At 63.3% G+C, this 15,205-nt stretch carries 10 protein-coding genes; 4 read left to right on the top strand and 6 right to left on the bottom strand.

Annotated features, from left to right (window positions below):
* Positions 1–142 precede the first annotated feature (142 nt).
* The 3 genes from LB516_RS07440 (at position 143) to LB516_RS07450 (ending at position 7,798) form a co-directional block, all read left to right on the top strand.
* Positions 143–6,496 (top strand): kinesin, encoded by a 6,354-nt coding sequence (locus tag LB516_RS07440; RefSeq protein ID WP_224719248.1) that lies wholly within the window; start codon positions 143–145, stop codon positions 6,494–6,496.
* A gap of 107 nt (positions 6,497–6,603) precedes the next feature.
* Complete coding sequence (locus tag LB516_RS07445) at positions 6,604–7,104, top strand: HIT family protein (protein WP_224719377.1); 501 nt, start codon at positions 6,604–6,606, stop codon at positions 7,102–7,104.
* Positions 7,105–7,183: 79 nt separating this feature from the next.
* Positions 7,184–7,798 carry an exonuclease domain-containing protein gene (locus tag LB516_RS07450; RefSeq protein WP_224719249.1) on the top strand — a complete coding sequence of 205 codons (615 nt, stop codon included), beginning with the start codon at positions 7,184–7,186 and terminating at the stop codon, positions 7,796–7,798.
* Positions 7,799–7,835: 37 nt separating this feature from the next.
* Here the strand turns inward: LB516_RS07450 and LB516_RS07455 are convergent, their stop codons facing one another.
* The 4 genes from LB516_RS07455 to LB516_RS07470 all read right to left on the bottom strand — a co-directional run bounded on the left by LB516_RS07455 (position 7,836) and on the right by LB516_RS07470 (position 11,913).
* Positions 7,836–8,414 (bottom strand): ABC-type transport auxiliary lipoprotein family protein, encoded by a 579-nt coding sequence (locus tag LB516_RS07455; RefSeq protein WP_224719250.1) that lies wholly within the window; start codon positions 8,412–8,414, stop codon positions 7,836–7,838.
* Positions 8,415–8,523: 109 nt separating this feature from the next.
* Positions 8,524–9,897 carry an MCE family protein gene (locus LB516_RS07460; RefSeq protein WP_224719251.1) on the bottom strand — a complete coding sequence of 458 codons (1,374 nt, stop codon included), beginning with the start codon at positions 9,895–9,897 and terminating at the stop codon, positions 8,524–8,526.
* 14 nt (positions 9,898–9,911) lie between these two features.
* On the bottom strand, positions 9,912–10,721 hold the full coding sequence (locus LB516_RS07465; protein WP_023783273.1) for an ABC transporter ATP-binding protein: 810 nt from the start codon (positions 10,719–10,721) through the stop codon (positions 9,912–9,914).
* A gap of 4 nt (positions 10,722–10,725) precedes the next feature.
* Positions 10,726–11,913 (bottom strand): ABC transporter permease, encoded by a 1,188-nt coding sequence (locus tag LB516_RS07470; protein WP_140664278.1) that lies wholly within the window; start codon positions 11,911–11,913, stop codon positions 10,726–10,728.
* 77 nt (positions 11,914–11,990) lie between these two features.
* On the opposite strand from LB516_RS07470, the gene dgcA reads away from it, so the two are divergent.
* Positions 11,991–12,974 (top strand): N-acetyl-D-Glu racemase DgcA, encoded by a 984-nt coding sequence (gene dgcA / locus LB516_RS07475; RefSeq protein WP_224621982.1) that lies wholly within the window; start codon positions 11,991–11,993, stop codon positions 12,972–12,974.
* Here dgcA and LB516_RS07480 read toward each other — a convergent pair.
* Both LB516_RS07480 and LB516_RS07485 read right to left on the bottom strand, forming a co-directional pair.
* Positions 12,945–14,159 carry an MFS transporter gene (locus tag LB516_RS07480; protein ID WP_224527843.1) on the bottom strand — a complete coding sequence of 405 codons (1,215 nt, stop codon included), beginning with the start codon at positions 14,157–14,159 and terminating at the stop codon, positions 12,945–12,947. The two genes, dgcA and LB516_RS07480, sit on opposite strands and share 30 nt — an antisense overlap.
* Before the next feature lie 130 nt (positions 14,160–14,289).
* Entirely contained in the window at positions 14,290–15,072 is a 783-nt protein-coding gene (locus tag LB516_RS07485; RefSeq protein ID WP_181171109.1) for a UDP-2,3-diacylglucosamine diphosphatase, read from the bottom strand.
* Positions 15,073–15,205 lie beyond the last annotated feature (133 nt).

Here is a 15,205-nt window from a genome sequence, read left to right on the forward strand (position 1 = left end):
GTTTTACGTATCCCGCGGAATGCATGTTTTCTTTACCCCCCTGTGTCATTACGATACGAGGGTCCATTTTCAGCCTCCTGCGCGGGGGTAAGACAAGCACAATTATAAGCCCCCGCGGCAGCTAGTACAGGGTAGCGAAGGCATGGCGAAGAAACCAACAACGACCAGAACTCTCGACAGCGACGTAGCCAGGGAACTCGAAAAAGCGCTCGATCTCGACCTGAGCGGCGATACCGATAGCGGCGACCTCGATATCGCGGCCTCGATGGAAGATCTGGAAGCGCAGATATCACAGGCCGCCGACGAACTGGCACGCGAGGGACGCAATCAGCAGCCGGCGCCCGTCGTCAATCAGCCCCAGGCCGCGAAGCCCGCGCCAAACGCCAAGCCGGCCGAACTTCGCCCGGTTGAGACGCGCAATGGTGGCCAGCCCGCCGGCTTCGCGCCAGCCAACGACGATCGTCAGAAAGATTACAAGACCCTTCTGCACAGCCTGAACAGGCGCGCCTCCAACACCATTTACTGGGTCATCGCCTTTGTCTCGCTTGCCTGGATCGCGGGCGCCGGCGGACTGGCGAACCTGCTTTTTGGACCGAGCATCTGGCGGATCCGCACGCTGGACCAGTTCTTCGCCCGCCCCGAACTGATCGGCCTTGCCGTCGCGGCTATCGTGCCTGTCATCCTGTTCTGGGCCTTCGCGACGATGATTCGCCGCGCTCAGGACATGCGCATCGCCGCGCAATCGATGACGGAAGTGGCCTTCCGCCTGACCGAGCCGGAAAACATGGCCCAGGATCGCGTCATGATGATCGGCCAGGCCGTCCGCCGCGAGGTGGCTGCCATGGGCGAAGGCATCGAACGCACCCTTGCCCGTGCCGTCGAACTGGAGACGCTGGTCCACAGCGAGGTCAACCAGATCGAGCGCTCCTATTCGGAAAACGAAACCCGCATCAGGTCGCTGGTCGACGGATTGGGCAGCGAACGCGAAGCAGTGGTCACCCATGCCGAACGCGTCCGCGCCTCGATCTCCGGCGCGCACGAGACGCTGCGCGATGAAATCGGCGCGGCAAGCGACATCATCCGGGACAGCATCCTCAACGCGTCGACCAAACTGTCGATGACGATCACCAATTCCGGCGACACGCTGATCGACCGCATCAACGAAAGCTCGATGTCGATCTTCGATTCGGTGGAGGGCCGTCTCGACAACATTACCGACCGGCTTTCGACCTCCGGCGAGGCTTTCGCCAGCCTGCTCGACACCCGTATCGCCAAGCTGACGGACACCACGGACGGCTTGACCCGTTCGTTGACGGACCTGCTCGACGATCGCACCACCGGCATGGTGTCGCTGCTCGGCGGCGCCGCGCGCACCCTCAATTCCGAGTTCGAGGCCAGCCTCAACGGCATCGAACGCACCTTGGCCGAACGCGGCCAGGCGCTGATCAGCGAATTTCAGACCCGCGCCGAAGCGCTGGACACCGGCACCCAGAAGCTCAATGCCGCGCTGGAAGCCCGCGCCCGCCAGATCAACGAAACGCTGGTCGAGCGCGCGCGCGAAATCGCCCACACCTTCGCCGAGAGCAAGGACACGCTGTCGGCCATGATCGATCAGGGCAAGACCCAGATCGGCGCCGACATGGCCGACATCGTCACCTCGACCTCTTCCATGCTCGAAGCGCGCGCCAGCGATTTCGCCGGCCGCATGGAGGCAGCCCGCCACGTCGTGTCGCGCTCCTTCGATGCCGACATCCAGCGGCTCGCCGACGCGCGCGTCGGTATCGAAGAAGCCGTCGAAAACCATAGCCGCAAGCTCTCCGAGAGCCGCGAGCGCATGGCGGCAGCCATGCAGGCGGACCTGGAGAAATTCGACGAAGGCCGCGCCGGCATCGATGCGGCGGTGACCAACCAGGTGCAGAGGCTGGCCGAAGGCCGCAGCCTGATAGCGCGTGCGCTCGAAGAAGACCTGCGCAAGGTCAACGAATCGCGTGCCGCCATCGATGCGTCGCTCGGCAGCCACCTCGAAAGGCTGGAAGAAGGCCGCAACCGGCTCTCACTGGCTCTCAACGAAGACTCCGGAAAATTGGTGCAAGCTCGTACCATCATTGATGAAATGGTGGCCGGGCATGTTGGAAAACTGGCCGAAGGCCGCAACATTTTGTCGCGCGCCTTGGAGGCCGATCTCGGCAAATTGTCCGAGAGCCGCGCCGACATTGACGGCCTTGTCGCCGGCCAGGTCGAGAAAATCGCCGAGGGCCGCGCGGTGCTCGCCAAGGCGCTGGAAAACGACATTGCCGGTATCAAGAACCTCATCGAGGCGCATTCGGCGAAACTGGCCGAGGACCGCACGCAGCTTGGCCGTTCGCTCGAAAGCGACCTGTCGGGGATACGCGGGCTGATCGACAGCCATTCGGGACGCCTGGCGGAAGACCGCGGCCTGCTGTCGCAGACGCTCGAAGCCGACCTCGCCAAGCTGGCCGAAAGCCGCTCCAGCATCGACGGTCTGGTCGCCGGCCAGGTCGAGAAGCTCGCCGAGGGCCGCGACATCCTCAAGCGTGCGCTGGAATCCGACCTCAATACGATCAAGAACGTCATATCGAGCCAGTCGGACAGATTGGCCGAGGATCGCGGGCAGCTCTCACGTGTTCTGGAAGCCGATCTGCAGAATGTGAACAGCGTCATCGCCGACCACATGAACAGGCTGGTTCAGGATCGCTCGACCTTGTCGAAGGCGCTGGAGGACGATCTCGCCAAGCTGGCCGAAAGCCGCTCCGGCATCGACGGTCTGGTCGCCGGTCAGGTCGAGAAGCTCGCCGAGGGCCGCGATATCCTGCGCCGCGCATTGGAAGCCGACCTCAGCACGGTCAGAAACACCGTTGCCGACCAGTCCCAGAAGCTGGTCGACGACCGCGCCCAGTTCGCCCGCGCGCTGGAGGCCGATCTCGAAACTGTCAACAGCCTTGTCAACAGCCACTCGGACCGACTTGCCCAAGAGCGATCGACACTGTCAAAGGCGCTTGAGGCCGATCTCGAGGCTGTCGGCAGCCACGTCAGCAGTCACGCGGAACGGCTTGTGCAGGAGCGTTCGACCTTGTCGAAGGCGCTTGAGGCCGACCTTGAGACTGTCGGCACCCACGTCAACAATCATGCGGAACGGCTTGTGCAGGAGCGTTCGACCTTGTCGAAGGCTCTCGAGGACGATCTTGCCAAGCTGGCCGAAAGCCGCTCCAGCATCGACGGTCTGGTCGCCGGCCAGGTCGAGAAGCTTGCCGAAGGCCGCGATGTCCTCAAGCGTGCGCTGGAGGCAGACCTTGCCAAGCTGGCCGAAAGCCGCTCCAGCATCGACGGTCTGGTCGCCGGCCAGGTCGAGAAGCTCGCCGAAGGCCGCGACATTCTCAAGCGTGCTCTCGAAGCCGACCTGCAGAAGCTGACCGAAAGCCGCGGCGATATCGACGATATCATCGCCGGACATGTCGGCAAGTTGTCCGAAGGCCGCAACATGCTCAGCCGCGCGCTGGAAGATGATCTCGGCAAGCTCGCCGAGAGCCGCAAGGAGGTCGATCGTTCGCTGTCCGGCCACATCGACCAGATCGCGGCCAGGAGCACGGACATTTCCGCCGCGATCGCCGCCGATGTCGACAAGATCGAGCAGGCGTTCAGCCGCCAGACCGGCATCATCGAGGAACGCGCCGGCACCATGGAGCGCGCGCTCTCGACTGGTGTCGACAACGTCCGCAACGTGCTCGAGAAGAGCGCTGTCTTCGTCGCCGGCGCATTGCGCGAAAAGGTGTTGGAAGTCACCAGCACGCTGCACGAACAGGCCGGTGCGGCTTTCAGCGACGCCGATCGCAAGATCGCCGAGCGCGCCGAGCAGACGTCCGCCGCCCTGCTGGCCCGGGCCGAAGACATCGCCCGCACCTTCGAGGAGGCCGATCGTCGCCTCCACGCCCGTGCGGAGGATACGTCGAACGCCCTGCTCGCCCGCGCCGATGACACCTCCAGCTCGCTGCTGGCCCGTGCCCACGAAACCGCCGATCAACTCGCTGCCCGCGCCGGCGAGATCGCCGGCACCTTCGACATGGCCGACCAGAAGCTTGCCGCCCGCGCCCAGGAAACCGCCGATCAGCTGGCCGCCCGCGCAAGCGAGATTGCCGGCACGTTCGACGCGGCCGACCAGAAGCTGGTCGCCCGTGCCGTGGAAACGGCGCAGTCGCTGGCCGCCCGCGCCGGCGACATCCTGCGGAACTTCGAAAGCGCCGACCAGCGGCTCGGCATGCGCATCGGCGAATCCGCCGAGGCGCTCGCCGCCCGCGCGTCGGACCTCGGTCGTATCTTCGATGCCGCCGACCAGCACTTGGTCTCGCGCATCGCCGAGGGTTCGGACGCGCTGTCCAGCCGGGCATCCGAAATCGCCCGCATCTTCGACGACGCCGACCAGCGCCTGGTTTCGCGCATCGCCGACAGCACCTCGACGATCGGCGAGCATGCGCAGACCATTGTCGGCGCCTTTGCAAGCACCGAGCAGCGGGTCGCCGATCGCGCCCGCCAGACCGGTCAGGAGCTGGCCGTGCACGCCCGCGAAATCGAGCAGGCACTTGCTGGCGCCGACGAGCGTCTTGCATCGAGCGCGGCGGCAGCGGCCGCCCGTGTCGAAGAACAGATCGCTGGGGTCGAAAACCGGCTCGCCTACACCACCGAGACGATGGGCCAGAAGCTCAACGAGCAGGTGTCGAGTGCCGAGGCACAACTCGTATCGCGTGCCAATGTGATCGCGGAAACCTTTACCGCGGTCGGACAACATATCGGCCAGAGCACCAATGACGCGGCCAAGACGATCGGCGCCAACACCCGCGAGCTCAACACCATGCTCGCGGCGCGGTCGGCCGAGATGTCGAAGATCCTCGACGAAACCGCGCGGCCTTTGGTCGAGCGCTTCGCCCAGGGCGGCTCGGAACTGCAGAAGAGCATGGAAGAGGTCACGGAACGCGCGACCGAGAAGCTGCGCAGCGAGAATGCAGCCCTGGTCAACGCACTGGCCAGCCGCACCGCCGAAACCTTGTCGGCGGTCGAAGGCGCCCGCTCGTCGCTGTCCGACAGCGTCGCCGATCTGATCGGCCGCATGACCAAGTCCAGCTCGCAGCTCGGTCAGCTGATCGAGCAGGCCGCGGTCAACCTCGGCGAGGTCGACGAACGTCTGACCGGCAGCACGCAAAGCTTCGCGGCGACCACCGAAAAGGCGGCGCAGACCTTTGCCAGCTCGGCGCGTCTGGTCGATTCCAACACGACGAGGCTGACGGAACTGTCGTCGTCGACCTTGCGCGAAGTCGCCTCGATCGCCACCAAGTTCGATGAACACAGCCGCTTGCTGGCCAGCGCCTCGGACCTGTTGAGCTCGGCCCAGAGCAACCTCGAACACACGCTGGAAAGGCAGTCCTCACTTGAGGACCTCGCCGTCGGCCTGGTCAAGAAGTCGGAAGATCTCGAAAGGGTCATGCGCTCGTTCGAAAATCTCGTCGGCCAGACCCTGCAGAACGCCGAGGGCAAGACGATGGAGTCCGCCGACAAGATCCGCAACGCCATCACCGACGTCGTCGATTCGGCAACCAAGCGTTTCGCCGATGCGACCGAGGAGATGCGGCGCACCGCGGGCTCGATCAAGAGTGAACTCGACCTCACCCGCGCCGAGCTCAAGAAGGGCGTCATCGAGATGCCGGAAGAGGCAAAGGAGTCGACATCGGCCATCCGCCGCGCGGTTTCCGAGCAGATCAACGCCTTGAAGGAGCTTTCGGACATCGTGGCGAAGTCCGGTCGTGGCGGCGACACTTCAGAACCGCGCCCCTTGCGTCCTGCGCCGCAGGCGCCGGCCGCACGCGCCGCCGAGCCGCCCCGTCGCGCTCCGGCACCGCAGGCGGATCTGCGCCCGCCACAGGCGCCACTGGGCGGCGCGGGACTGCGCGGCACGCTCGATCTGGAGCGCCCGGCTGAGGCAGCACCGCGCCAGCGTGCCACCGACGCCACTGCCCGCGCGCCGCAAGGCGGCTGGGTGCGCGATCTCTTGACCGCCGCGTCGAACGATGCCGAGCTCAGGCCGGCGTCTCCCCAGGCGCCAGCGGAAGCCCCGCGCGCGGCCCCTGCCCAGCGTTCGCCGGCACATGTCGTGGAATCGCTGAACTCGCTGTCCGTCGATATCGCGCGGGCCATCGACCACGATGCCTCGATCGAGCTGTGGAACCGCTACCGGCGCGGCGAGCGTGACGTGTTCACGCGCAGGCTCTACACGCTCAAGGGCCAGCAGACGTTCGATGAAATCCGCCGCAAGTACCAGGCGGAGGCCGAATTCCGCACCGCCGTCGACCGCTATTGCGACGATTTCGAGAAGCTGCTCAAGGATGTCTCGCGCAACGACCGCGACAACATCATGGCGCAGACCTATCTCACGTCGGACACCGGCAAGGTCTACACCATGCTGGCCCATGCCAGCGGCCGCCTGCATTAGGCGGTCGACAAGCCAAACCGAAAGAGGCGGGGGATTGTCTCCCGCCTTTTTCGTGAGAAGAATACGTCTTTGGCCGGGAGATCGCAGTGCCAACCAAAGTCGGTTCTTTGGAGATACCCCAACAATTCCATGTCTTCGAAACAGATGGCTGGCTTGTAAGTCACCGGATCAACTCAGCCCTTCCGGGCTATCTGATGGTCAGCTCCAGAAGATTCAGCGACGATTTATCCACCTTGTCCGAGCAGGCCCTGTCCGAGCTCGGTCCACTGCTGGCAGGCGCCCAAAGTGCCCTGCAGCAAACATTGACTGCGCAGCGCGTCTATATCGGCCGGTATGGACATACTCCCGGTTATCCGATCCATTTTCATGTCATTCCGGTATACGATTGGGTCGAGGAACTCTTCTGGCGGGACACTCGATATCGGCTGCTCAAGACGTTTGCAGAGCCGGAGGGCGACACGCTCACCGATGGCGCGGAACTGACGCTCTTTATATGGCGGGAATTTTGCGAGCGAGCTGAACCGCCGCCAATCAGCGGACCATCGGTCCCGCAAGCGATCGAGCTATTGAGGACAATCATGAATGTGAGAAAATTCCGAAGTTCGTGACAAAGAGCATGGCTAATCTCTTCTTATCACCTCACCGCGATCTCTCTTGGTTTCGCGATTTCCAGATCTGGGTGCTACTGTGAAGACGGCAATCATCTTCGACTGCGAGTTTCTCTGCCTTGAGGGATCACAACGCCGATTCTGGTGCGCGGCCCACGATCCCGATCCGATCATCGCGCAGATCGGCGCGGCAAGGCTCGGCCTCGAAGGTGACTTCCCCGTGCTGGGCACGCACAAAGCCTATATCAGACCGGTCGACCGGTTTGGCGAGCGGTACACGCTCGATCCGTTCTTCACTGGACTGACTGGCATCACCGAAGAAATCATCGAGGCCGAGGGCATTGCGCTGAAAGACGCCTTGGCCGGCGTCGACCGGTTTTCCGCCGGAGCGCGGCTGTGGTCCTGGGGCAAGGACGAACTGAACATGATCGCCATCAGTTGCTATGTCGCGGGCATCAAGCCACCTATCCCGGCCGCCCGGTTCGACAACGCCGTCAAGTTGCTGATCGCGGCCGGCATGCCGATCGAGGACCTGGCAAGGACGCCGAGCAACAAGCTTGCTGATTATTACGGCGTCGAACATCCGCCACTGCAGGGGCATGACGCGCTCGACGATGCGCTGTCCGTGACCTACACCCTGCAGCACCTGATGAGGACTGGAAAGCTGCGGCCGGACACCTTCGACCGTCCGTAACCCGGAAGCGTTGGTGGAATCCCGGCGCGCCTGGCGGTCAGATCACCGAATCGGTCCAGCGAACGACCTGCTTGGCCGCATCGCCGAAGGCCGCGTCGAGCGCGCCGACATAGGCCGGGTTGCCGCTGCCCGAAACGGGTGCCGATGCGGTGAAGCTCTTGGAAGCCTTCACTTCGCCGTTGCGGTCGTTAAGCAAGCGCACGAACAGGTTGACCTCGGCATGTTCGCCGCCATTGACGCGCACTTCGAAGGAGCGGACCTCGACGATCACCTGATAGTCGATCGCCAGCCCCTCGCCCGGCTTGCCGACGCCGGCAAAGCTGCCCGAGCGCTGGAACGTCTCGGCCAGCCGCGCCTGCACGATCAGCGGCAGGCGGTCGGCCCATTGCGCCCCTTTCAGATACTGGATCGAGCCATCGGAGGGTTTGATGACGATGTTCTGGCTGTCCAGTGCCTTCAGCGCCGAAGGCTGGGCGATCAGGATTTGCTTGCGGCTATGGCCATGCGCGTCGACCGACGGCGCCGACAATTCGAACGTGTCGAGCGGTGCCGGCTTGCCGCCGAGCGCCGCGCAGCCGGCAATCGCCAGGACAAGCAGCGCCGCAGCCGATTTCAACCCGCCCGTTCCAAGCCTACTCAATCTCACGCGTGATCCCCGTTATCCCCTGATCGCAAGATCAACCCGCATTCACGAGCACTGTTCTTGCGGCGGGCCGATGCCGAAGTCAACGCCGCGCCCTGCCGTCGAACTGCCGAACCTCGCCGTCGCCGCCCGAAAGGATGCGCTGCGGATTGCGGCTGAGATCGGTCACCGCCTCCTCGATGCGGTTGATCGAGCGGCGGCTATCCTGCACCAGCGCCTCGACATTCTGCAGCCCCTGGCCCGAGAAGCGCGCCAGATTGTCGGTGATGACCCCAAGCCGGGCATTCAGCGTATCGGCGACCTGCTTGAACGATTTCAGCGTATCCCTGGCGTCGGCCATCACGCCGTCGGCCTGGCCCGAGCCGAGCAGCTTGTCGACCTTGGCGAGAATGCCGTCGACCCGCACCGAGGCGTCGTTGAGCCGTTGCGCCAGCTGCCTCGCGTCCTTGATCGTCTGGTCGATGTCGTCAGCCCGATTGGCGATCTTGCCGGTCACCTCCGCGATATCGGCAGCCGCCTTGTTGGCGCTGTCGCTGGCCTTCTGGATGTTGGCGAGCGCTTGGCGCACCTGCGCCGGATCGATGCCGTCGAGCACGCCATCGACCTTGGCCAGCGTGCCTTGCGTCTGCTCGGCGAAATCGTTGACCGATCCCACCGCCGTATCGACATTCCTGATCACACCGTCCAGCTGCTGCGAGGTTTCCTTGAGGTTCCCCGTCACCGCATCGACATTGGCAACGATGCTCTTGATCTTGTCCTTGTCGACGGCATTGAGCAGGCCTTCCGCTGCCTTCAACGTGCCGTCGAGCTTGCCTGAAACGCCTTTCAGCTCATCGGACAGCGCGCTGACGGCGGACAGGAATTTGTCGATGCCGTCGGAATTCCTGGCCAATGCATCGGAAAACGTCTGCACGTTCTGCACGGTCTGCGTCAGCGGCCCCCGCACATCCTTGGTGAAGCCTTCCAGCTCCGTTAGCACCTTGTCGGCGCGGGTGAAGATGTTTTGCGCCGTCTGCAGCAGATTGGTCACGGCGGAAGGATTGGCGACGATCTCGGCGACCTTGCCTTCCTTCTCAGCCTGATCGAGCAGCTTGACTTCCTTGGGGTCGGCGCCCTTGAGTTCGATATTGGCCTGCCCGGTGAGGCCGGCGAGACCGATATCGGCCTGCGTCGACTTGGTGATCGGCGTCATCCGGTCGATCTCGGTGTCGGCGATGGCGACAGTCGGATTGTCGACGTCGATGTAGACGCGCTTGACGTCGCCGACCTTGACGCCGTTGAACAGCACGAAGCTGCCACGGCCGAGACCTGAGGCCGAGCCCGGAATGCGCACCCGCAGCAGCGTCGTCTCGCCCCTGTCGCCGATCGCCGCCGTCCAATAGACGAAGCCGAACGCCGCCAGGATCGCAACCAGCGTGAAAATGCCGACAATGACGTAGTTGGCTCTGGTTTCCATTGCTTCACTTATGGCTATGCACGTGCGGCAAGATCAAGTTGCCGTGCGCGTTTTCCGCGGAAATAGGATTTTACCCACGGCTCCTCGCTCTTCAGCATGTCGTCGATCGTGCCTTCGACCAGCACCTTTTTCTTGCCGAGCACCGCCACGTGGTCGCAGGCGGTAAACAGCGTGTCGAGATCGTGGGTCACCATGTAGACGGTCAGGTCCATGGTGTCGCGCAGCTTGACGACGAGTTCGTCGAACTCGGCCGCGCTGATCGGATCGAGGCCCGACGTCGGCTCGTCGAGAAAAACGATGTCGGGGTCGAGCGCCAGGGCGCGGGCAAGTGCCGCGCGCTTGATCATGCCGCCGGAGAGTTCGGAGGGAAACTTCTGCGCCGCATCCGGCGGCAGTCCGACCAGCTCGATTTTCAGCAGCGCCAACTCGTCCATCAGCTTTCTTGGCAGATCGAGATATTCGCGCATCGGCACCTGCACGTTCTCCATCACCGTCAGCGCCGAAAACAGCGCCCCATGCTGGAACAGAACGCCAAGACGCATGTCGATGCGCAGCCGCTCGAGATCGCTTGCCTTGTCGACGTCGACGCCAAACAGTTTGATTGTTCCCGACTGCTTGGGCATCAGTCCGAGAATGGTTCGCAACAGCACGGACTTGCCGGCGCCCGAGGCACCGACGAACCCCAGTATCTCGCCGCGCTTGATGTCGAGCGACAGTTTGTCGAGGATCAGCTTGTCGTCGATGGCAACGGTGACGTCGTGCACCGAAAGCACGATTTCGCTCTCGTCCGGCGCCTCAGTCGTGATTCCGTTTCCCTTTGCCATGTTACTAGAACTGGATCGCTGCGTAGAACATGGCGAAAAGTCCGTCGAGAATGATGACGACGAAGATCGACTTCACCACCGAAGCGGTCACGTGCTGACCGAGCGATTCGGCACTGCCGCCGACCTTCATGCCCTCGACTGAAGCGATCGTGCCGATGATCATGGCCATGAACGGCGCCTTGATCAGCCCGGCGAAAATCGTGCTGAGATCGATTGCGACACGCAACCGGTCGATGAAGGCAGCGGGGGGGATATCGGAGTAGAGCCAGGCCGCGACAATGCCGCCGCCGAGCGCGGCGAAATTGGCGATGATCGTCAGGCAGGGCAAGGCGATCACCAGGGCAACCAGACGCGGAAAAACCAGGACGCCGATCGGATTGAGGCCGATGACCTTCAGCGCGTCGACCTCCTCGCGCATCTTCATCGAGCCGATTTCGGCGGTGATCGCGCTGCCGGAGCGGCCGGCGATCATGATTGCCGTCATCAGCACGCCGAGTTCGCGCAGGATCAGCACGCCGACTAGGTCGACGACGAAGATGTCGGCGCCGAAATAGCTCAGCTGATAGGCACCCTGCTGGGCGACGATGGCGCCGACGATCGCCGACATCAGCACCACCACGGGGATAGCGCCGACGCCCATGCGATCGATCTGGTTGAAGATCGCCGCCGGATTCACGGCATGGCCACGGCCGAGCTTCATCTGCGCGCCGCGGATGGTGGCGCCCAATATGTTCATCGAGGCGAGGAAATCGTCGCGCATCTCGTAGACGCGCCGGCCCACCGCCTCCAGTGCCCGAATGACAATGTTGGGTGGTCCCGCCGGTCCGGCTTCGGGTTCGCGCCGGACGGCCTCGCTCACTGCTTCGAGCAGGATGGAAGCGACGTCACTTTGGCCTTGCAGCCTTACCTCGACATTCTTCTTCTCGAAGACGCTGACCAAGCGATCGATCAGCCAGGCGCCGGCGGTGTCGATCTTCTCGATTTTCGAAAGATCGAGCGCCAACATCTTGAAACCGCTTCGTTTCTCGATCTTGCGCATCTCGGCGTCGATCAGCGCCACCGTCCGCGTCGTCCAGATGCCGGAGAACGCACAGCCGAGGACCCCATCCTCCTCGCCGACCGCGACGCGCGGGTCGTGGTCAGTCCCCGAGGCGGTCGTGCCGCTTGCGTCGCGTTTGCCGATGGTCAACATGGCGTCCTGTTTAGCCTGATGGGTCCGACCTTGTCGATTTGCCGACAACCCTTCTCGCATAGCCGGAGCAGAAAAATATGGCGCGTGTCATTTCGGTCGAGGCCGAGCGTTTTCCGATCGCCGGGACCTTCACCATTTCGCGCGGCTCCAAGACAGAGGCCGAGGTCATCACCTGCACGATCAGCGACAACGGCCATGTCGGTCGCGGCGAATGCATTCCCTACAAGCGCTATGGCGAGACCATGGACGGTGTGAGCGGCGCGATCGCGGCGATGCGCGACCGGATCGCCGGCGGGATGGACCGTGCCGCCCTGCTCGACGCAATGCCTGCCGGAGCGGCGCGTAACGCTGTAGACTGTGCCCTGTGGGACCTTGAAGCCAAGATCAGCGGCAATCCGGTGGCGAACGCAATCTGGCCGGCCCCTTTGCATCAGCTCGAAACCGCCTACACGCTGTCGCTCGGCGAACCGGAGGCGATGGCTGCGCAGGCCCGCGCCAATGCCGGCAGGCCGCTGCTGAAGGTCAAGATCGGCGGCGACAACGACGCCGCCCGCATCCAGGCGGTGAGGCAGGCGGCGCCCGGGAGCCGATTGATCCTTGATGCGAATGAAGGCTGGACCGACGACAACATCGTCGCGAATCTCGCTTTTGCCGCGAAGCAAGATATCGCCTTGATCGAGCAGCCGCTGCCGGCGGGCCGTGACGGCATCCTGCGCCACATAGCCCATCCGGTGCCGATCTGCGCTGACGAGAGCGTCCATGAAGCAGGAAACCTCGAGGCGCTTGTCGGCCTCTACGACGCCGTCAACATCAAGCTCGACAAGTCCGGCGGACTGACGGCGGCGCTCACCTTGCGCGACCGCGCCCGTGAGCTGGGTTTTGGCATCATGGTCGGCTGCATGGTCGGCACGTCGCTGGCAATGGCGCCGGCGGTGCTGCTAGCGCAAGGAGCGGATTTCGTCGACCTCGACGGCCCGCTGCTGCTTGCCCGGGATCGTGTGCCGGGTCTCGTTTACCAGGGATCGTTCGTCTCACCCCCGGACCGGGCTCTGTGGGGCTGAGCGCGCGGCAAACCCGATCAGCATAAGGCCGACGATCGCGATCGGGATCATCGCCAGGAATCCATCGACACCGAGACGGTCATAGAGCGGGCCGGAAACAAGCGTAACAGCGGCCATGAAGAAGCCGTTGAAGAAATAGGCGATGCCTTGCGCGGCACCCGTGCGCTCTTCGGAGACGGTCTCGCCGATCATTTTCTGCAGGCCGATCAGCACCATTGCGACAGACACCGAATGCAGCGACTGCACGGCAAAGAAGCCGGCGATGCCGAGGCCGAGCGGCCATATCAGTGGAAAGATGATCCAGCGCACAACGGAGCCGACGCCGGCAATCACCATCACCTTGACGACAGACACGGAGGCGAAAATGCGATTGAAAAACAAAAACATGCAGACTTCCGACACCACGCCCCACGCCCACAGCAGGCCGACAACGGAATCGCTGATGCCGATCGATTTCCAATAGATGGAAACGAAACCGTAGAGGAAGGCGTGGCTGGCTGTAATGATGCCGACGCCAAGGGTGAAGGAGAGGAAATAAGCGTTGAACAGGCTTGGCGCCGCATGCTGGATTTCCACTGCCGACAGCGGCGAGGCCTTTCGCGGCCGTCCCATGCGCGGTGCCAGCAGGCCTGCGATGAGTGCCGCGCCAAGGGCAAGGAATATGATCACCGGGACGGCTCCAGGGCCACTGGCTGCCAGGATGAAACCGCCCGCGACATTGGCCAGGAGATAACAGATCGACCCCCATTTGCGCATGCTCGCGTAATTGGCCCCGAAGCGGCGCACACCCGAAAGCGCCAGCGAATCGGCGATCGGCGAATGTGGCGTCCAGACAATGGTCAGCACCAGCGACACCGCCAGCACTGTCGCGTATGTCGGGGTCAGGAAGTATCCCGCGGACAGCAGCAGCGATGCGGCGACGAGCACGACATAGACATCGGCGCGGTCCCTGGCTCGATCGGCAAGTGTGGTCAGCAGCGGCGTCGTTACGACGCGCAGGAACATCGGCGCCGCCAGGATGACGGCGATCTGCTCGGCATGAAACCCCTTGGCCTGCAACCAAAGCGGGAAATAGGGCAAATGGGTGCCAAGCGATATGAACAACGTGCCGAAGATCAGGCTCATGCGCAGTTCAAAACGGCTCGGCTTCACGAGTTGTTCGGGCGAAAGCGGTGGCAGCGGCATGAATCGATCCAATGACGCTGCGCTCAACGACCGGCGAGCAGCGCAAGCCGATCCTTAACATGAGCAAAAAGCGGGCGAAACCGGCTGGACCAGTCGATTAACACCAGAAATTGCAGGGCCGGCTTCCGCCTCAGGCCGCCTGCACCACCCTGTCCTCGATCAGCAGCGGGATGAAGGGTTCGTCAAGCGCTTCAGGCAATACATGCGCCCAGGTCAGGATTTCCATGCGGCCGTCGAAATGCTCGACCACGGCGGTGCAGCTCTCCACCCAGTCGCCGGTGTTGATATATTGTACGTCCCCATAGCTTTCGATGGCGGCATGGTGGATATGCCCGCAGATGACGCCGTCGACATGCGAGCGTCGCGCTTCCTCGCTGAGCACTGTCTGGAACGAGCCGATGAAGTTCACCGCCTTCTTGACCTTGACCTTGGCCCAGGACGAAAACGACCAGTAAGGCAGGCCGAGCAGCTGGCGCAACCGCGTGATCACCCGATTGACTTGCATGGCGGCGTCATAGGCATGGTCGCCGAGATAAGCGAGCCAACGCTGGTTGTGGACTACAGTGTCGAACTGGTCGCCATGGATGACCAGCAGCCGCCGGCCATCGGCGGTTTCATGGATGGCGCGGTCGGCAACGACGATGCCGCCGAAATGCACGCCCTGGAACTGGCGGGCGAATTCGTCGTGATTGCCGGCGATATAGGTGATCGAGGCGCCCTTGCGCGCCTTGCGCAGCAGTTTCTGCACGACGTCATTGTGGCTTTGCGGCCAATGCCAGCTGCGCCTCAGGCGCCAGCCGTCGACGATATCGCCGACCAGATAGATGATGTCGGCGTCGTGGTAGCGCAGAAAGTCGATCAGGAAATCGGCCTTCGCCGCCTTCGAGCCCAGATGGACATCGGAAATAAACATGCTGCGGAAAGTGCGGGGCTCTTGGCCTGACATCGCGGATTCACCCTTGCTTTCGAGCAGCCTATGCCCCGATTCATGCAACAACCGTATGACGGTTGCGATTGGTCCAGCGCTGGCGCTAGCCTGCCGGGCA

Source organism: Mesorhizobium sp. CO1-1-7 (assembly GCF_020164885.1).
Classification (GTDB): domain Bacteria; phylum Pseudomonadota; class Alphaproteobacteria; order Rhizobiales; family Rhizobiaceae; genus Mesorhizobium; species Mesorhizobium australicum.